General features: G+C 53.9%; 17 protein-coding genes and 1 pseudogene. 13 read left to right on the plus strand and 5 right to left on the minus strand.

Going from position 1 to position 19819, the window contains the following annotated elements:
- Positions 1-97: 97 nt before the first annotated feature.
- From O1Q98_RS05355 to fepD, 3 genes are all read right to left on the minus strand, one after another.
- Entirely contained in the window at positions 98-895 is a 798-nt protein-coding gene (locus O1Q98_RS05355) for an ABC transporter ATP-binding protein (protein ID WP_125260164.1), read from the minus strand.
- Positions 896-981: 86 nt separating this feature from the next.
- On the minus strand, positions 982-2031 hold the full coding sequence (fepG, locus tag O1Q98_RS05360; protein ID WP_125260163.1) for an iron-enterobactin ABC transporter permease: 1050 nt from the start codon (positions 2029-2031) through the stop codon (positions 982-984).
- Positions 2032-2042: 11 nt separating this feature from the next.
- Entirely contained in the window at positions 2043-3071 is a 1029-nt protein-coding gene (fepD, locus tag O1Q98_RS05365) for a Fe(3+)-siderophore ABC transporter permease (RefSeq protein WP_125260162.1), read from the minus strand.
- Positions 3072-3300: 229 nt separating this feature from the next.
- On the opposite strand from fepD, the gene entS reads away from it, so the two are divergent.
- On the plus strand, positions 3301-4569 hold the full coding sequence (gene entS, locus O1Q98_RS05370) for an enterobactin transporter EntS (protein ID WP_125260161.1): 1269 nt from the start codon (positions 3301-3303) through the stop codon (positions 4567-4569).
- 20 nt (positions 4570-4589) lie between these two features.
- Here the strand turns inward: entS and fepB are convergent, their stop codons facing one another.
- Positions 4590-5651 (minus strand): Fe2+-enterobactin ABC transporter substrate-binding protein, encoded by a 1062-nt coding sequence (gene fepB, locus O1Q98_RS05375; RefSeq protein ID WP_416232423.1) that lies wholly within the window; start codon positions 5649-5651, stop codon positions 4590-4592.
- Positions 5652-6177: 526 nt separating this feature from the next.
- Here fepB and O1Q98_RS05380 point away from each other — a divergent pair.
- Positions 6178-8034, plus strand: coding sequence for an Svx/AvrXca family virulence/avirulence protein (locus tag O1Q98_RS05380; RefSeq protein ID WP_125260160.1), 1857 nt, complete (start codon positions 6178-6180; stop codon positions 8032-8034).
- A gap of 140 nt (positions 8035-8174) precedes the next feature.
- Positions 8175-10067 carry an Svx/AvrXca family virulence/avirulence protein gene (locus O1Q98_RS05385; RefSeq protein WP_125260159.1) on the plus strand — a complete coding sequence of 631 codons (1893 nt, stop codon included), beginning with the start codon at positions 8175-8177 and terminating at the stop codon, positions 10065-10067.
- A 121-nt stretch (positions 10068-10188) separates the two neighbouring features.
- On the opposite strand, the gene O1Q98_RS05390 is transcribed toward O1Q98_RS05385, so the two are convergent.
- A complete protein-coding gene (locus tag O1Q98_RS05390; RefSeq protein ID WP_125260158.1) occupies positions 10189-10998 on the minus strand; it encodes a 5'-nucleotidase, lipoprotein e(P4) family in 810 nt (269 codons plus the stop codon).
- Positions 10999-11798: 800 nt separating this feature from the next.
- Between O1Q98_RS05390 and O1Q98_RS05395 the strand changes: the two genes are divergently transcribed.
- The 10 genes and pseudogenes from O1Q98_RS05395 to O1Q98_RS05440 all read left to right on the plus strand — a co-directional run bounded on the left by O1Q98_RS05395 (position 11799) and on the right by O1Q98_RS05440 (position 19750).
- Positions 11799-12590, plus strand: a complete 792-nt coding sequence (locus tag O1Q98_RS05395; protein ID WP_125260157.1) for an NPP1 family protein — start codon at positions 11799-11801, stop codon at positions 12588-12590.
- 788 nt (positions 12591-13378) lie between these two features.
- Positions 13379-13567 (plus strand): helix-turn-helix transcriptional regulator, encoded by a 189-nt coding sequence (locus O1Q98_RS05400; RefSeq protein ID WP_278143142.1) that lies wholly within the window; start codon positions 13379-13381, stop codon positions 13565-13567.
- 27 nt (positions 13568-13594) lie between these two features.
- The gene (locus O1Q98_RS05405; protein WP_240632799.1) at positions 13595-14452 is read left to right on the plus strand and encodes a hypothetical protein; all 858 of its coding nucleotides are present in this window, start codon (positions 13595-13597) and stop codon (positions 14450-14452) included.
- Positions 14453-14487: 35 nt separating this feature from the next.
- The gene (locus O1Q98_RS05410; RefSeq protein ID WP_019844051.1) at positions 14488-15486 is read left to right on the plus strand and encodes a P2 family phage major capsid protein; all 999 of its coding nucleotides are present in this window, start codon (positions 14488-14490) and stop codon (positions 15484-15486) included.
- Between the two features lie 7 nt (positions 15487-15493).
- Entirely contained in the window at positions 15494-16003 is a 510-nt protein-coding gene (locus O1Q98_RS05415) for a GPO family capsid scaffolding protein (RefSeq protein ID WP_125260156.1), read from the plus strand.
- A gap of 88 nt (positions 16004-16091) precedes the next feature.
- Positions 16092-16334: pseudogene (locus tag O1Q98_RS05420) on the plus strand (ash family protein); the annotation flags it as partial.
- Positions 16335-16447: 113 nt separating this feature from the next.
- Entirely contained in the window at positions 16448-16645 is a 198-nt protein-coding gene (locus O1Q98_RS05425; protein WP_019844048.1) for a host cell division inhibitor Icd-like protein, read from the plus strand.
- A complete protein-coding gene (locus O1Q98_RS05430; protein ID WP_125260155.1) occupies positions 16638-16829 on the plus strand; it encodes a hypothetical protein in 192 nt (63 codons plus the stop codon). The genes O1Q98_RS05425 and O1Q98_RS05430 overlap by 8 nt, the downstream gene beginning before the upstream one ends.
- Positions 16822-17073, plus strand: a complete 252-nt coding sequence (locus tag O1Q98_RS05435; RefSeq protein WP_125260154.1) for a hypothetical protein — start codon at positions 16822-16824, stop codon at positions 17071-17073. Before O1Q98_RS05430 ends, O1Q98_RS05435 begins: the two co-directional genes overlap by 8 nt.
- A complete protein-coding gene (locus O1Q98_RS05440; protein WP_125260153.1) occupies positions 17048-19750 on the plus strand; it encodes a DUF927 domain-containing protein in 2703 nt (900 codons plus the stop codon). The genes O1Q98_RS05435 and O1Q98_RS05440 overlap by 26 nt, the downstream gene beginning before the upstream one ends.
- The last annotated feature ends 69 nt before the right edge of the window (positions 19751-19819 follow it).

Below are 19819 nucleotides of genomic sequence, written 5' to 3' on the forward strand. Positions count from 1 at the left end.
GTGATTACCGGCCGCCATGCGGATTATTCGTGCGGGTTATTCATCTGTCTGGCCGCCGGGTTCGCCCGGCGGCTTTTTTATTGCGGCTTATCGCTGTTTATGGCGCGGGATGGTAACGGCCGCAGGGCACGATCAGCGGCGTGTGGGAAACCGGGTCATCGATAATGATAGAGCCCATACCAAAGACCGCCTGCACCAGCTCAGGGGTCATGATGTCAGCCGGAGCGCCTTGCGCCATCACTGCGCCTGCGCGCATCACAATCAGATGGTCGGCATACCGGCAGGCCTGGTTCAAATCATGCAGCACCGCCACCAGCGTGCGATCGTGTTGTTGGTTCAGTTCACGAAACAGATCCAGTAACTCGATTTGATGGGCGATATCCAGCCAGGTGGTGGGTTCATCGAGCAGGAGCAGCGGCGTTTGCTGGGCCAGTACCATCGCTATCCAGACGCGCTGGCGCTGCCCGCCGGACAAGGTATCGACCGGGCAATCTGCCAGCTCGCTGACGTGGGTGGCGGCCATCGCGGTGGTAACGGCGCGCTGGTCGGCCTCGCTCCACTGACGCAGTAGCGTCTGGTGCGGGTAACGCCCACGGGCCACCAGATCCATCACCGTGATGTTATCCGGCACAATCGCCTGTTGGGGCAGCAACCCTAGCTGGCGAGCCAGTGTTTTGGTGGCAATACGGTGGATGCTGGTGCCATCAAGCAGCACATCACCGGCCAATGGCGTTAATAAGCGGCACAGCGCGCGCAGTAAGGTCGATTTACCGCAGGCGTTAGGGCCGATAATGACGCTAAATTTACCGCTCGGGATCGCCACATTCAGGTCGCGGGCGATAATGCGGTGCTCATAACCCAGTGTCAGGTGCTCGGCGCACAAAAGGTGTGTCATCTGAATTACTCTTTATAGACGTTATACAGGGCGTTAGACGGTGTCGCGCATAAAACATACCGCACGTAGCAAGGGCGCATGGCGGATTAGCGACGCGCCTCGCGGATAAGCAGCCAGAGAAGATAAACCCCGCCGACGCATACCGTGACAGAGCCCACCGGCAACTGTCTGGCGGTAAACAGGTGCTGGGCGGTGATATCGGCGGCCAGTAATAACAACCCGCCGGTCAGCGCGCTAATGCACAGCGGAACCGCGCTGGCCCGGCTAAGGCGGCGGGCGATTTGCGGGGCCGCCAGCGCAATAAACGACACCGGCCCGGCGCAGGCGGTGACGACGGCAATCAGCACAATGCCGCATAGCATCAGCCATAACCGGCTGGCTTCGGCATGCACACCGAGCGCCCGGGCGCTGTCGTCGCCCATTTCCAGTAACCGCAGGCGGCTGGCGAGAAACTGCACCGCCAGCAGTGCGATGGGAATACACCACAGCCCCGGCGCCGCTTTACCCCAGGTCATGCCGTTGAGTGAACCGGCTCCCCACAGGGCGGCCGACATCACCGTTTCCAGCGCGCCGGTTATCATCAGCCAGGTATTAAATGCAGAGAGCACCGCGCTGATGGCGATGCCGATAATGATCAAGCGAAAGCCGTTGATACCGCGTCGCCACGCCAGCAGGTAGACCGCCAGCGCGCTGGCAAGCCCGCCTAGCACCGCACCGACCGCGACCTGATAGCCGCTGCCTTGCAACAGAATCAGCGTGATGAGTGCGCCGGTATGCGCGCCGGTATTAAAGCCCACCACATCCGGGCTGCCGAGCGGGTTGCGGGTCAGCGACTGAAATATGGCGCCGCTCACGCCTAAGCCTGCGCCAAGCAGCAGCGCCATCAGCGCGCGCGGCGCACGCCACTGGGTGACGATAGTCACGGTGGCGGCATCCCCTTGTCCGGCAAATGCCTGCCATACGGTAAGCGCCGATAGCGGCAACGTACCGAGGCTAATGGCAAGCGTAAGCAACAGCAGGCAGGCGAAACACAGTAATACGCCAACCCACAGCGTGCGCAGTGACAGTCGGGCATTGATAGCGCCGCCGGGCGAGCCCAGCAGCAGCGTTTGATTCACGTTTATCCGAAAGATCATGATGGGTTTTCCTATGACGGACGCCGACGAACCAGCCAGATTAATACCGGCGCGCCGAGAAAGGCCGTCACGATAGACACGCGTAGCTCTCCGGCCACGAGAAGGCGGCCAACGATATCGGCACTGAGCAGCAGTAATGGGGCCATGAGCATGGAGTAGAGCAGAACCCAGCGTTGGTCTGACCCGGCCATACGGCGGGCAAGGTGCGGCACCATCAGGCCGACAAACCCAATCGGGCCTGCCAGCGCGGTTGCCGAGCCACACAGCAGCATCACCGCCAGCATCGCCATCAGGCGAGTTTGCCCTACCCGGGTGCCGAGCGCGCTGGCGAGGTCGTCCCCCATGCTCAGGGTATTGAGCGAGCGCGCAGTCAACAGCGCCAGCGCACAGCCCAACAGGATGGCAGGCGCGACCCACATGATGTTGCGAAGTGAGCGAATATCCAGCGTACCGGCTTCCCACAGGCGTAGCTGGTCGAAGGCCTGCGGGTTAAGTAGCGTGAGTGACGAGGTAAAACCGGAGAGGACAGCGCTGATGGCGACGCCAGCGAGCGTCAGGCGCGCCGGATTAACGCGCCCGCCGCATAAGGTGCCGATGACCCACACCATTAAACCGGCTGCGAGTACGCCAAGCCAGGCAAAACCGAGCCATGACGCCATATCGGTGATGCCAAAAACGCTAATTCCCAGCACGATGGCGAAGCTTGCTCCTGCGTTGACGCCGAGAATGCCGGGGTCGGCAAGCGGATTACGGGTCAGCGCCTGCATCACCGCACCCGCTGCGCCCAGCGCCATACCAACCAGGACTCCGGCCAGCGTGCGCGGCCAGCGAGCCTGCAAAATAATGGTGCTGTCCGGCCCTTGCAGATAGCCGGTCAAACTCTGCCAGACGACCTCTGGCGCAATGGCGCGGGCACCGAACATCAGGCTGGCGAAACAGATAACAATCAGTAACAGCAGGCAGGGAAATACCCCGCTGAGGCGGCGCAAGCGGGCAGCGGATCTGCCGGGCATTCGTGCCGTCGAGTCATATTCAGACATAGAGATTGATAAGAAATACTTTATTTAAAAATGCATATGATTATTATTATCATTAATGTGGTGGCGTGGCTAGACGGAGATGGCGTTAATTCGCCGACACCTTGATCTCACCCCGATCTTACGCCGGATAACGCCAGCCACGGCTCATCGCGCTGTTCGCCAGCAAAAACATTCTGGGCGGGCGGCTAACCACGCTCCTTTCATCAACACAGGGATTCGACGAATATTCATGGCTAAGTCCTCCTTCTTCCTTGATTTCAGCTTGTTGCGGCACAATGCGCATTTTCGCGCGATTTTCTTCGCCCGCCTGCTGTCGGTGTTTGCACTCGGTATGCTAACCGTCGGCGTACCGGTACAAATTCAGGCATTAACCGGATCAACGTTGCAGGTCGGCGTGGCTGTCGCGCTCGATGGCGTGGGCATGTTCATCGGGCTGATGGTGGGCGGCGTGTTAGCCGATCGCTTTGATCGCCGCAAGCTCATTCTGTTTGCCCGTGGCACGTGCGGCATCGGTTTTGTCGCCCTGAGTCTGAATGCCTTTTATGACAGCCCATCGCTGTTGGCGCTGTATGTGTTGTCCGCCTGGGATGGCTTTTTTGGCGCACTGGGGATGACGGCATTAATGGCGGTCATTCCGCACCTAGTGGGCCGGGAGAACCTGCCCGCCGCAGGTGCGCTGACCATGCTGACGGTGCGACTCGGCGCTATCCTCTCACCTGCGCTGGGCGGGGTGATCATTGTTGCCGGTGGTGTTGGCTGGAACTTTGCTGTCGCTGCGGTGGGGACGCTCGCTACCCTGATTCCGCTGGTGCGCCTGCCGGTGATGCGCCCGGCACCGGGAGAGCCTGAACACCCGATAGAGGCGCTGATGGGCGGCTTGCGCTTTGTTTGCTCGCATCCGGTGGTGGGAAGCGTGGTGTGCGTGGGCATGTTGCTCAGTATGGTCGGAGCCATGCGGGTGCTGTTTCCGGCGCTGGCGGCCGAGGCGTATCAGGCTGGGCCATCCGCCGTTGGCTTAATGTATTCAGCGGTGCCGCTCGGTGCCATGTTGGGGGCGTTCACCAGCGGCTGGGTGCCGCACGTAAAGCGGCCCGGCCAAATATTACTTGGCTGTGCGCTAGGGGCGTTTTTGGCGGTTGCCTCACTCGGCCTGTTTAACCACCTGTTACCGGCATTGCTGGCATTGGTTGGCTACGGCTATTGCAATGCGATTGCCTCTTTGTTGCAGTTTACGTTGATTCAAAGCCACACGCCGGATGCGCTGCTTGGCAGGGTGAACAGCCTTGGCAGCGCGCAAGATGTGTGCGGCGATTCTGGCGGCGCGCTGGCGCTGGGCGTGATGGGGAAACTGCTGGCACCGGCGATGAGCATTCTGTCGTTTGCCGGTGCGGCGATAGCGATAACGGCGCTGCTGTCTTTGCTGGTTCGGCCATTGCGCCACAGCGGTTTTGGTCAGGCTGAGGTGGAAGACCCCCAGCCTGGCGATAGCGCCGCGTAGCGGGCAAAACGGCAACCGAATTACTGGGCTGTCGGCGGGGCAAAAGACCGCTCAATTTGCGTCAACATATTGTTGGCGCTGTAATAATCGAGGCGGAAGGTATCCGCGCCCATCGCCCAGATGCGCCGTTGCATAACCGGCTCAAGATGGCTGAGAAACGGGTTGGCGATAAGCCGGTTAACGGTATTGTCATCGTTAGCAAACAGCAACAGTGATTGACCGTTGAGGCTGGCGGCCATGTTCTCTCCCGAAATCTGCACGATATCCTGCCGTTTCCCCATCCGGGTTTCGGTGGGCAGATTATCCGGCAGGGCCGCCAGTTGAAAACCCAGCTCCGAGAGTAGCTGCCCTTGTGCAGAAGCTCGCGTCCACAGGTTAACGCCGCGCCCATCTTCGTAATACACCAGTGCGGATACCGGCTGCGGCGGTAAGACAATCGCTTGTTTAACCTGCAACACCCGCTGTTCAAAATGGCTTATCACGCGTTTGGCATCGCTGTCATGGCTCGTGGCATACCCCAGATATTCCGCTAACTGTTGCCAGCTTTTATCGCCGTAATCCACCACCAGCGTTGGCGCAACGCCAGATAACTGGTCGTAGAGTTTGAGCGCGGAGTCGCCGCCGGTAGCGGAGATGATAATGAGATCGGGCGCGGCTGCGGCAATCGCCTCGGCATTTGGCTCAGTGATATACAGCGCTTTCACCCCCCTCGCTTTAGCCTGTTCGCTCCATTGACGAAAAAAGCCCAGCTCATCGGAAACGGCGGTATTGGGGCTGGTAGCGCCAGAACCGATTAAGGGGGCATTAATCGCCAACAGGGTGCCGCTTAACGTCACGCTGGTGGAGACAATCCGGCGCGGCGGTTGCGTCAGTGTGAGCGGGCCTTTCGGTGTTTGCAGCGTGCGCGGCCAGCCTTCAGATACCTGACTGGCGCGAGCGGGGGGCGGGGCGGTTGGCGGGGCGTCGCATCCGCTGAGTATCACGAGCGCCAGCAGGCACAAACGCCGCCACCCGGTGTGATACCAGCCAGAGAGCAATGATGTAACGCGTGTTTCCGGCATACGCCTGTCTGATGCCTGCATACGATGACCTTAGTGAATAAAAAAGAGAAATACCGTCGCATAAGGTTATCGATAATGCGTCTCATAAACAACATTGTCTGTGTGATGATGAATTCATACTAATGATTTTTTTAATCAAAAATTACTGGTGAGATCTGCTGAGTTTTTCTGTTTAGTCGATTTCATCTGTTTTTTTATTAAAAACAAATGAATGTAATGTGTCTGCTTTTGTCAGCAAGGCGTCAGGCATTCGTATCACTGTGTTTGGAAGTGTAATATTATTAATGAATCCATCTCATGTATGGATGGCTATCCCCCATGAACACGACAATAGGGTTCAGCCATTACGGTAAAGAAACGGGGCGATAGTCGAAGGGTCATGAAGACCTCTGGCTGCCTTTTTACGTCTAAGTGGGAAGCTTTCCCGTATTGGAAGGTAAAAACGTTGGAAAGTAAAAACCTTGGAACGTAAGAACCTTGGAACAATAAGAACACTGAAACGTAAGAAGGCGTTACCTCATTATTATCATGCTCGGAAAACGGACTTATGTCGCAGATAAAAAAATCGCTTTCTCTGGGGCGCTGCTTGCTGGCGGCGGGTAGCCTGCTGGCAGCGAATGCTGCATATGCTGATGAAACCTGTGTGGCAGGGAATTGGCAAGCCAGTAATGTCAGAGATATGCCCGCAGTACAGTATCAAACAGACCATTTTGCCTTTCGCTGGAGCAGTAATCAGGTCAAACAGGCTGATGTGGTAGCCGCAGGTAAACAACTGGAGTTGATTTGGGATAAGTTCATCAACCAGATCAAATTCCCGCAGCCTTATTGCAATGCCACCACCAAGTACAAGGCGAATATTCACATCGACCCCTCATTTGGTCTCACCGGCGGTGTGGCTGATGGTAACACCATGGGGATGTGGATAGGCCCCGGTACACTGCTGGATCACTGGGGACTGGCGCATGAGTTCACCCATGCGTTGCAGGGGCAAACCGGTAGCTACCAGTCTTACGGCAATCAAAACTTTGTTGGCTGGATTTGGGAATCTCACGCGAACTGGATGGCGCATCAGCTAGATGAATACCGTGGCACCTCGGCGCATTGCTCTGACATGCTGGTCAACTACCCGCATATGTATCTCGGTTCGACCCGCGATCGTTACTGCAACTGGCAGTTCATGGAGCATTTGAAAAACCGTTACGGTTATAGCGCCGTTAACGATCTCTGGGCCAAGGCACCGAAAGTCGGCAGCGCAGAGCAGAACACTACCGATCCGTTCAGCGTGCTGAAAAACAACATGGGCTGGAGCCAGTCGCAGTTGAATGACTTCTTTGGCGAGTGGGCGCTGCGCAATGTGAACTGGGATTACACCGACCCGGATGGCTATGATCGCGGGAGTTTCTATCGCCGTACCTATGGCGGATATGGCGCGGTAACGCCGTCACAGCAAACGGCCGATCAACTGCTGCGCACCACGTCGCTGGAGCCGGTGAGCGCATCAGGCGTGCGTCGTTTTGCTGTACCGTTTGATCAGGCGCCTCAGCGTTGGGGCTATAACATCGTGCGCCTGCTGCCAGACAGCGGAGCGACCAAAGTCACCGTGTCATTCCAGGGGATTGTGCAAAGCGTGCCTGCGGTTAACCGCTTGCCGGGGCTGAAAAACGAACCCGCTTCCCTGACGCAGCCAGACTCCGACTGGCGCTGGGGGGTGGTGGCGATCGACTCAGCTGGTAAAGCACGCTACAGCGCATTACAGCGCGGTGCGGCGGCCAAACTCAGCAATTTCGCGGTGAAATCTAACGATAAAGGGCTGTATCTGGTGGTGATGGGGACACCGTCGCAAATGCATCAGATAACCTGGGATCAGCCGTATTACTCGCTGTATCGCTACCCCTGGACGGTGGATGTGACCAATGCCTGGCCGGAAGGCGCGCAGCCAAACGCTCCGACCCCGACGGCCAATGGGCGTCGTCACAGCAATGGCGGTGGTTGGGTAGCCGCTGGCGCGGAAGTGGCGTCTACGGCGTATGTCGGCCCTTATGCGCGCGTGATTGGCGGCAAAGTGCTCGACTATGCCCGCATTGAAGACCATGCCACGGTATTAAGCGGCACGGTGTCTGGCAATGCCCGCGTCAGTGGCCTGACAGTGGTTCAGGGTGACACGGTTATCAAAGACAACGCCCAGGTGAATACCGTCTTTAAAGGCCCGGGAGCGTTTGAAACGGGCGTGGTGGTCTCGGGTACGGCGCAATTCCGGGGCGATGCGGAAATCCGTGGTGCTTCGGCATCGCGCGGCGTGTTCTACGGTTTCATTGATGCCGATGCGGTGAAAGACACGCAATCCGGTGCCAGCCTGAGCGAGGCCGTGCCGGAAGTCACCGAACGCCCGGCTTACGCTAAATAATAACCGACTAAAGACAGTATCAACATGAAAAGGGAATCGGGTAGCCGGTTCCCTTTTCGTCAGGGACATCGTGTGCTGCGGCGTAAATCAGGAGTAACGCGCGGTCAGCACAGTGAAGAACTCAGTTAAAGGATGACGTGATGGTACATATCAGGACTGTGACCCGGATGGTCAAAGGTGCGTTGATTCTCGGTGGCTTGTTTACATTGACTCCGGCGTTCGCCGATGAAACCTGCATCGCAGGTAACTGGCAGGCCGATACGTCTGTGACAGGTATGCCCGCCGTGAAATATCAGAGCGCGCATTTTGCTTTTCGCTGGAAAGACAGCGATGCGGGCAAACTGAATACGCAAGACGTTGAGGCAGCGGCAAAGCGGTTAGAGCAAGCCTGGGACAAGTACGTTAATCAGATTAAGTTCCCAGAGCCTTATTGCAACAGTAAGGTGAAACTCAAAGCTAACGTCCACCTCGACCCGACGTTTGCGTTGACCGGTGGCTTGGCGTCGAATGGCAGTATGGCAATGTGGATTGGCACGGAAGAGCTGAAGAACACATGGTCGATCGGATGGGCGATAGCACATGAGCTGGCACATGCGCTGCAAGGTCAGACCGGCGGTTTTCAGGCCACTGCGCCGGGCAGTATCAATTATATGGGGTGGTTCTGGGAGGCCCACGCTGACTGGATGACTCACCAACTGGATGATCTTCACCATACTCAGACTGACCGGGTGGAAGAAGCGATTAATACGCCGCATTTGTATCTTGGCAACACGCGTACCCGCTATGGCGGCTGGATGTTCCTGGAAAACCTGAAAAACCGTTACGGCTATAAAGCCGTCAATGATTTGTGGGCGAAAGCGCCGAAATCAGGCGATCCTGGGCAGGCGACGGCCGATCCGTTTAGTGTGCTGAAAAGTAACATGGGCTGGAGCCAGTCTGAGCTGAACGATTTCTTTGGCGACTGGGCATTGCGTAATGTTGGCTGGGACTATACTGACCCGGATGGCTATAACCAGGGCGCGGTTTATCGCCGCATCGTGGGCGGCTATGACGCCTTCGAGCCAAATGGCGGCAACTCACATCGACTTCTGCGTGTCGCAATGCTTGATCCTATCAGCAATACCTCAGGCGCGCGTCGTTTTGGCGTACTCTACGAGCAGGCACCGCAGCGCTGGGGTTACAACGTGGTGCGACTAATACCAGACAGTGGTGCCAGCCGGATCAGCGTGAAATTCAACGGTGTTGTCCAGAATGTGGCGGCGGTCAATCGCTTCCCCGGCCTTAAAAACGATCCGGTTGCACTGGTGTCGCCTGATTCCGACTGGCGCTGGGGTCTGGTGGCGGTCAATGCATCAGGTAAGGCGCGTTACAGTGCGTTACAGCGTGGTGCCAGTAACACCGTTAATAATTTCTCTATCAAGAAAGGTGAAAATATCTATCTGGTGGTGATGGGGACACCGACAGAGATGCACAAAATTAAATGGGATCAGGCTTACTACGGCGTGTATCGCTACCCTTGGACGGTGGATCTGACCAATGCCTGGGCCGATGGCAGTCAACCGAATGCACCAACGCCGACGGCTAATGGCCACCGCCATCGTAACGGTGGCGGCTGGGTTGCCGAAGGCGCACAGGTGGATGACACCGCGTATGTCGGGCCGTATGCCAAAGTGCTGGGCGGCAGCGTGTTAGGTAACGCCCGCATTGAAGACCATGCGATGGTCATCGGTGGCACGGTATCGGATAACGCCCGCATCAGCGGCCTGACGGTGGTTCAGGGTGATGCGGTGATTAAAGATAACGCGCAGGCCAATACCGCACTCTGGCCGCTCGGGTTAACGGTTCCCGGGCTGGTGGTGTCCGGGAATGCGCAACTGCGCGGAGATATCGATGCGCAAGAAGCGAATATGGCGATATCGCGCGGGGTTTTCTATGGCTATTTGACCAATGCAGAGAGCCGAGACAAACAGGCCGGTGCTGACCTGAGCGAGGCCGTTCCGGAAGTCACCGAACGCCCGGCTTACGCAAAATAGGCGGTATGCAGGGCTGGTCGCCGTTTATCGGCTGACCATCGGGGTATAAACAACGGGGCGCAAGCCCCGTTGTTTATGGCCGAGCGGTGTTGTCTGTGGCAGAGGGGCGGCGAAGCGTCAATTACTGCCCGCTCCAGGCGCGCAACTGCTGTTCACGCACCCGCAGTTTCTGCTCTGGCGACAGCTTGTTGTAGTCTTTGTCCAGCCCGCTTTCCCAGTCGCCGTAGAGCGGATTTGGCAACACAATAAACTGAGTGCCGAATTTGGCCCGGTTAGCGCTGACGAATGCCCGGCGCTCATCGTTCAATTTGTGGTAAGTCGCTGCGCCGAAATCATTCAGATTATCGCCGACATACAGCACAATCTGGTTGCCTTTTGCGCTGATTTCATCAAAGCGCGCCTGCTTGTTGCTATTTCCCTTACTCAGCCACAGCGTCTGATCATTCACGTTTGGAAAACCGAGTTTACGCATGTTCTCTTGGGTGTCTGCCGCTTCGCTTTCCAGCCGGTTGGACACATACAGCACCTGGCCGCCATGACTGTTGACGTAACGGGCGAACTCTACCGCACCGGGGATCGCCCGCGCCTGGCTTGCATGTGACCAGCGGGTCCAGCTTGCCGGGCTAAACGGTTGGCCTTGTTTAGCCTGCCAGCCGCTGTATGCGCTGTTATCCAGCATGGTTTCATCTATATCGACCACCACCACTTTTTTCTTGCCTGCTGCGGTTTGAGCGGCGTCGAATGCTACGCGGGCTGAATTAAAGGCTTGATAGCACAATGCCTGGTATTCACCCGATTGCTGAAACCAGTTAAGCGCAAGAACCGACTGATGAGAAAGCGCAGCCTGTGCGTCCGGCTGATGCGTAGTGGTACAACCGGTTAACGCCAGTGCAGCCGCCAGCGCACTGGCAGCGAACGTCAGTTTTTTCATGAAATATCCTTGTGATTGACGGAGGAGTCAGAGCCTGCCGCGATGGTAAGCCTGTCTGTAACCTGTGTGTATGGCCTGATGCGGTTTGTCATCGAATCAGGAATGGCCTGATGAGTAAATACGCTGGTTGAATTTGTTCTTACTTTTTTAATGTTTGTCACGATTAATGTTTGTCATGATGAATACTTGTCACAACGAATGCTTGTCATCCATCAGGAGTCTCAGCGCGCGGCCTCCTGCCATCGCGCCTGGTGTCAATAGTGCTCGGCGTCAATAGCGGTTGGTGGGAATGGCCCGCGTTGTGTTGCGTCATTAACAGCAAAAGGTCGGAAGGTTGAGCCCGCTGAAGATATTTTATTTTTAATACCAATAATGGCGCAGCGTAAATAATGCATCTGCTATTTATTTTTTAAGGGGTTTCTCGGTTTTATGACATCAGGGTTTTTTACAATATGAAGAATAAAAGAAGATTTAACCAATTATTTAAAAAGAAAATATTTCAATTGCGTGAATTTTTATTGATATATTAGCGGCGATATCTAAATCTTGATGCAAATTTGCATTATTGGCTGGAGAAACGGTCGGTTATTTTAAAAATAAACGGCTGTCAGGGTGGTTATGCCTTTTTTATCTTATTTTTTGATTGTTTTTTTATTAATCTGATGACTAAGATGTTTTTATATTTTGATGTCTGTTTTGTGCAAATATTTCCCATCACATAAAGAATACGCTTTCTTTGCCGTAAAAAGCACTTATGGGCAATGATGCCCAATGTAAGTAAAACAGAAACAGGAGATGATATGTTTTTAAAGAAAACCGCTGTTCTGGCCACCCTTCCTTTCTGGGTCATGTTTTCCGCGAATGCTGATGATTTTGATAAATTAGATCAGGCGTTGCCAGCGGGGGTGAATGCTGCCGCTATTGCGCCCGTATTTGATTTTGATACCGATGGTTGCCTGCCGAGCGCAGGGGTGAGCCGCAGCGGGCAACAAAATGGCGGCCAGAAACCGACGGGGAGCCTGACCGGTGCATGTCGCTGGAAGACCTTCTTGGATAAATCAAATACGTTGCACCGCTATGCGTGTATTAACAACGGCGGCAATCGTTATTGCGGTCATTTTTATGCGCTGTATTTTCTGAAAGATCAAATACTGGCTGGCGTAAATAGCGGCCATCGTCATGACTGGGAATATGCCGCCGTCTGGACAAAAAACGGTGCGGTCACGCACGGGAGTTTCAGCGCTCACGGTAAATTGACGACAACGGCTGCCTCGAATATCGATAAGCAAAGCGGCCATTTGAAGTTTGTTTACCATAAAGACGGCGCGCTGACGCATGCATTCCGTTTTGCCGATTTCGGTGAACAGGCGGAAAACCCTTACAATACGTTCGTCACACCTGATATCGTTAGCTGGTATTCCATTCATGGTGATGGCATCAGCAATCAGGAAATGCGTAATAAATTGAATTCTTTTAATTATGAATCAGCTGATATTCCAATGAAAGACAGCAACTTTCTTTCCAATCTCAATGCCGGTAAGCCTGGCGATTATCCGGCCTTTACGCAGGCCAGTATCGACAGTTCTAAATAAAGCCGCTTTAGCCGGGCCTGGCTCGGCTATTTGCTCTTACCTGTATTTTAAAACGAGTCGCCACATTTACGCGCCCGATCAGATAACATCCTCTCAGCCTTATTCCTTATTCACGACATCGACAAGAGGCAACGCGCAGTTTGCCGACGGACATTGGCCGTGCTCTGCCGTATGAGACGGTGTATAAAAAGACAGGGTATAAAAAGACGGTGTATAGAAAAAAGACAGAACCTGTCATATACACAATTTTATACACACAATGGCCGGGCTTCTATAGGCTTTGGTTGGATGGTATAGGACAGGGGTTTTTTCTTTTTGCTTGTTTTTAAAGGATTTTTAGACTTGCTGAGAAGGTGTGAGACGGGTCGATGGCGTCCCCGACAGGAATGGAATTTAATAAATAAAATATTGAATTTTAAGTATTTTCTTGTTTTTTATTTTGTTTTATACATGTAGTTATACGCATTTATGATAAATTTTATTCTGCCTTACTGAATTAGGACATGGCTGCACTCTGTCTATTTCTCTTGTTATTTTCATTTCTTTACAAAAGATTATTTCGTGAGCTTCAAATTGTTGAATATAGGTGAATAATGGTGAATACAGGTGAGGAGTGGTAAGAACAAAAATAATAAGATCTGTTATTCTTTTTCACACGCCGCTGTTACAAATCCTGCATATTTACATGGTGGCATTAAGATGTAACTCTATATCTATCCAACCGGTTCTTACCTAATCTGAGATTTTCTCACATGGTCTAATTGTATTTGTTTTGAGGAAGGGAATGTATGAGTTTATCTATTAATGAAAATAATGATGTGCGATTAATCCGTCTGAAGGATGTGATATCAAAAACAGGGTTGCCGCGTTCAACACTTTACCGCCGAATGAAAGAAGGATTGTTTCCACTGAATGTGTCTATTGGAGAAAACTCTGTAGCGTGGGTGGAGCATGAGGTTAATGATTGGATTGAATGATAGTTTGAAGAATAGAAAGAGCATGAAATGAAAAAAATTCCTTTTTGTAAGCATAGCCCATCAATGAATATTATTGCGGCGTATGTTTCGATCCCTTTTGAAACTGATCACGGTGATGGTGGTTTTGCTATTCGGGTGATTGAGATTTACCGTTTATTCAAAATGGAACGATTGTTAGCTGAGTTTGAAGTGCTGACCGGCTATGGTGCGTCCTGGTATCGGTGCGACGCTGAAGAAATTAACGCATTGGTTGAGCGCGGTACGGCTATCTGCGACGCGGCACGCCAAGCAAGCCAGGAAGCCGAACGTGAAAAAGTACAGTGTGAGAGTCTGCTCACCAATCTTAGCCAGGGGGCTTTTGATGCAGCTAAATGGCGTATGTCACTTAAAGAAGCATTAAGGCAAACACAGGATAAGGCATTACGGGCGAAAGATAACGCTGAACGAGCCAGGTTAGTATTAAATGCTCGACTGGGATTATTAGGGCTGTTGCGTCCGGTGGTTGAGGATATGTTGAGTAAGCGTATCAAGGGGCTGAGAAATAAGGTAATGGAACAACTACCGATTATCGAGTTGCCCGCTTATACCTATCAGGTTTCATTACACCCCTGTGGGTTGGAAGAAAAATCACATATTAGTGCCTGGAAAACAATGGATGCATTACAGTCGGCTATTCAGAAAGTAGTAAACCATTGCCGTACTCCTACGGATAAATATGAGTTAAATCACCACGGTGTTGAAAAAGCAGAATTATGCCGGTGTTATTACAGTGCTGATGGTGAGCTATTTCGTCAATTAATGCCGGTTGCCGATTATGTAGATTCCATGTTGCCTGGGAAAGTTGCTTTTTCTAAAAAGCAAAGGTTAATGAAAAGCGATATCTAACCAAGTTTATCACTCCATTTAAAAAGGAAATAACCATGATTCACGTTAATGCTCCGGCATTGGCGGGGGAGTTTCATCGAAATTTTACCCGTGGTGTGCAATTTATTAATAAAGAAAAAGGCAGCTTTACTATTTCGGCTGGTGCTGAGAAACAGTTGCGTATCGCGCTGATGGAATCGGGCTGGATGATGCAGGGCATTACCTTGCTTGATGTGGATGACGGGGCCGGGCAGGCGATTACGCTCGGTGATAATAGCCTGCATACCGGGCGCAGTCTTAACGGGCGTTTTAACAAACCGCTGGCAGTGAATGGCACCCCTTATGTTTTGGTTGAAACGGATACGTGCGCGTCGCTCAGTTATCACCAGATGTCTGCCATTGCCAATTTGGGAGGCATTGAACACTTTACCCGTGTGGTATCTGATTTCTTCGATCGTGTGATGGCATTGGATATCCTGCGCATCGGCTTTAATGGTGCCTTTATTTCACCGGAAACCCGCCCCGAAAAATATCCCAGAGGTCAGGATGTCAACCTAGGCTGGCACGCGCTGGCCAAGCAGTTCAACGGCGGTTCTCAGGTTCTGACGGATGCCTTTACGTTGGGGCCGGGAGGGCATTTCCCCCATCTGGATGCACTGGCAAACCATTTAATCACTGAAAAAATTCCAGAAGGTTTTCGGGATGATCCGCGCTTGGTGGTGTTGGTCGGGGCAGAACTGGCGGCAATGGAACGGTTACGACTGTTCATGATGGCAGACAAACCTGCTGATACGGCTGCTGCACAGATGGCGACCAGCTCTGTAGCCGGGCGCTTTGCCTTTGTACCGCCGTTTATGCCGGGAAAACGCCTGGCTGTCACCACTCTGGACAATTTACACGTCTACACGCAGATGAATACCCGTTATTTCCGAGCGGCCTTTATCGATGACCGCAAGGTTTATGAGCATAGCTATTTGCGTAATGAAGGTTATGCGCTGGGGGATGGGTACTTATATGCCGCTGCTGATGAAAACGCCGTGACGTTAGTGCAGTGAGGACGGGATGAACGATTCACAGTTAAGTACGGGGTGGTTTTGTGTTGCCACGCAAGGGGCAACGATTGACGGGCGTTACATTGAGCCGGAATGGCTTATCGATATGGCACAAACCTACGATCCCAAGCGCTATACCGCGTTGATTTGGGAAGAGCACCGGCGTGATGCGGATAACCTGGGGGAAGTGCTGGCGGCCCGGCATGAAATCCATCAGGGGGAGATGCGCTTATATGTGCGTATCCGGCCAACGGCCAGATTGGTGCGCTACAACGAGAACGGGCAAAAACTGTTTTGCTCGATTGAAGTCGCTGAGGATTTTCCGTCAGAAGGGCGTTTTTATCTCAGTGGGTTGGCTGTTACTGACAGCCCAGCCAGTGGAGGAACATCCCGGCTGAGTTTTAGTCGTAATCGAGCGTATTTCTCGCGTCGGGGGAAACCGATCCACTGTAGTCAGCCTATTCCTTGTCATTTTTCTTTGTCGCCATCTGGCTGGTTTGCTGCTATTTCCGGTGGCTGAGGCGGGGCCAAAAAACACCCGGTGCGGTGGTTGCACCGGGTGTTTCTGTCATATCAGGAGTGTCTCATCCATGAGAACAGGAAGGACTATGTACGCGATAACGTTTCCCGTCAATCGTAGGAGTTCGGATAAAAACCGCTTGCTGTCACCAGAAAACGGGGGGTATAGTTTTCCCGTTGCCGCAAAATCGGCAACCGGGCGTAGGAACCCGAAACGTTTACAGGCGACACCAGACGCGCCATGCGTCTTTTTTATTGTCGATGCTTTTGCACACCTATCGAAAATGGCTTTTTGCCATGCAGAATCAATGGTGGGCTGGGCAGGGCAGCCTTCGGGCTGGCCGGTTTCCTGTAACGCCGGTATTCCTACCCCTGCTCAGTCCACCACCCGCAGTGTAGGAACTCAGGTGGTGGGTATTTTACCCAGTTACAGGAGGCTACCTTTATGGTTGCGACCCCTACCCAAACTCACCCTGAATTTGTCTTTCTATTCCTGGCTGTACGCCGTTCAGATATTGATGCCGTACCACACCGTGAAAGCGTGGTGGCTCCCAATGAACAGTGTGCCCGCCGTTTACTGGCGCGTGATTATGTTCTTGCCTTTGCAGGGCGTTTGCCGGTTATCGGAGGTCGCCATGTTTGATGATACCCCGCTGGAACTGGATGAGGTGCTTGATCAATGTCGTGCGCTGGCCTATGCCCTGATTGAACTGGATCAGCTGGAAGTGCGAGAGATCCTGATATTTATTCTGGCTGAACGCCTGAACCTGTTATATCGCCTTAATGAATCCCCGGAGCCAGATAACCCGGAGGATACCTATGAATAACGCTAATTTTCCATGTGCCCACACCCAGTGTGGTGATGAAACAGTTCAAAGGGAGATGCTGGTTGCCGGATTAATGGCGGATCTATTGCGTGATCGTGACGGTATGGTGACGCAACCCCTCAATGTAGAAAGCGTGGCAGCGGTCTTTGAATGTGTGCATGAACAGCTCAATGATGCTGTTAGCAATAATGCGTTTATGTCAGAAGCGCTATCGCCGGATGAAGGGGGGGCGTGTGACGCATAAACATCAATTGTCATCGACAGTAAAGGCGGCCAATGGCCGCTGGGGGCAGATTTTACCGGCATTAGGGATAAGCGTACCGGGAAATGGCAGGCATGGAGCCTGCCCAACATGCGGCGGGTCTGATCGTTTTCGGTTTGATGATAAACAGGGGCGCGGCACCTGGTTCTGTAATCAGTGCGGTCATGGTGACGGCTTAGACCTGGTGCAACGGGTCAATGGCTATGACGCGAAAACTGCGGCTGATGCTGTGGCTGCCGTGCTGTCGTTACTGGTGGTGCAACAGCCTGCTGATTCGCCCGCCAGAAAGGATACTGACGATGGCGAAAAGCGCCGTCTGTTTCAGGCGACTTACCGGCATTTGCGGGCGCAGAGTACACCCGGCGACAGTGTATATCTCACCAGTAAAGGGTTAACGGGGCTGTCTTTGCCCCTGATTAGCCATGAGCAACGTAGCGGCGGTGTGGCCTTTCCTACCGGTTCGCTGCTGTTGCCGGTGAGCGATATCCACGGGCAGATTATCGGTGCTCAACTGATTAGCCCTTCGGGGGATAAGCGGCTGTTGCCAAATTCGGTACTGAGCGGGGGATTTATTGCTGTTCAGCCGGTGCCGGAAGCCATGCCAGAGCAGGTGACAATCACCGAAGGCTACGCCACAGCGTTAACCGTGGCCGCAATGACGGAGGGGATCACCGTGGCGGCGGTGGCCGCCAGTAATCTGCTGAATGTGGCGCAGGCGTTCCGGTTGCGCTGGCCGGAGGTTCGGCTGGTGATTGCCGGTGACAATGATCTGATTGATGGTAAAGAAAACACCGGCAGGCAGTGGGCGGAGAAGGCTGCGAAAGCGGTCGATGGCTGGGTGACACTTCCCCCTACGCGCCATAAAGCTGATTGGGATGACTTTCGACAGGAGCATGGCCCGGAACGGGCCAAAGAAGCCTTTCGGGAGGAAATGGTGCTTTATGGCAAAGGTAAAACCCGTCTGCCGCAGGGGTTCCGGCTTACCCAGGAATATCTGTGGTTTGACAAGCAGGTGAACAAGTCCGATGGCGATGTGGAAATTCGTAATATCAAGATATGCAGCCCGCTGCGGGTAACAGCCATTACCTGTGACATTGACGGCAGCAACTACGGCCGCTTGTTGGAGTGGGAAGATACCAACGGCATCCAGAGAAAATGGGCGATGCCGATGGAAATGCTGGGCGGCAGCGGGGAAGAGTTACGCCGGGTGCTGCTGGTTAATGGGCTGTCGTACATCAACACTAACGGCCAGGCGCGGGCGCACCTGATGGAATATATCTCGTTGTGCAAGCCTGACCGCAAAGTGACCTGTGTAGACAAAACTGGCTGGCATGGTGCGGTATACGTGTTGCAGGACGAAGTGATCGGCGATGAGGCGGATACGGTGATCCTGCAAACGGCCTGTGTTCAGGGGCGTGATTTTCGTACTGCCGGATCACTGGCGGACTGGCGTGAACAGGTCGCACGGTATTGCGTGGGTAATGCCCGTGTTGCATTTGCAGTTAGCCTGGCTTTTGCTGCACCACTGCTGAAACTGGCCGGTGTCGGCGGCGGTGGTTATCACCTGAAAGGGGAATCAACGGACGGCAAAACCACCACCATGAAAGTAGCAGCGTCAGTCTGTGGCGGCGCGGATTACTGGCATACCTGGCGAGCGACGGGCAACGCGCTGGAAGGCACCGCCAGCCGCCGTAATGATGCCGCCCTGATGCTGGATGAAATCCGCGAAGTGGACGGGCGCGAAGCCGGAAATATCGCCTATATGCTGGCGAACGGCCAGGGCAAAGCGCGGGCCAGAACGGACGGCAGTGTCAGGGAAACCAGCCGTTGGTGTCTGCTGTTTTTGTCTACCGGAGAATTATCGCTAGTGGAACATGCCGCCAATGCCGGGGAGCGAACCTATGCCGGGGTTGAAGTGCGGATGGTACAAATCCCCAGTGATTCCGGTAAATACGGCGTATTTGAAACATTGCACGGTTTTGCCGGAGGCAAGGCGCTGGCCGAGCATTTAGAGCAGGCGGTAACGCAATACCACGGCACGGCGTTTCGTGCCTGGCTGCATCACCTGACGGCGGATTTGCCCGGTATGACGACCAAAGCCAAAAGCCTGTTAAAGACCTACACCCGCGAGATGACGCCGCAGGATGCCGGTAATCAGGTGGGCAGGGCGGTCACGCGCTTTGCGCTGGTGGCAATGGCCGGAGAGCTGGCAACCCAAGCCGGTATAACCGGTTGGCCTGCCGGGGAAGCATTGCAGGCGGCCAAAAGCTGCCTGGCGGCGTGGATGGCTGATCGTGGTCATGCAGCCAATCAGGAAGAAGCGGCCGCACTGGAGCAGGTGAAAACCTTTATGACGCGCAACCAGTTTAGCCGTTTTGCTGACTGGCATAACGAGCAAAGTCGCCCGTCCAATATGGTGGGGTTTCGTCAGGTGGTGAAAGGTGGCCACAGCAAAGAAGCCGTCACGCTTTTCTATGTGCTGCCATCTGGCTGGAAAGAAATCTGTCAGGGGTTTGATGCCAAAAAGGTGGCGCAGTTGTGTGCCAGGGCGGGGTATCTGGACTTACCGGATGATGCCAGCCGGACACAGAAAAACATCCGCCTGCCAGAAATAGGCGTCAAGCGGGTGTACCAGTTTAACAGCAGCGTTTTAGGGTAATTCTCGCGCGTATCTTATTTTTCTGAGGTAACAGAGGTAACACTGGTAACAGACAGGCAGGACAAGGGG

This window comes from Dickeya lacustris, from assembly GCF_029635795.1.
Classification (GTDB): Bacteria; Pseudomonadota; Gammaproteobacteria; order Enterobacterales; family Enterobacteriaceae; genus Dickeya; species Dickeya lacustris.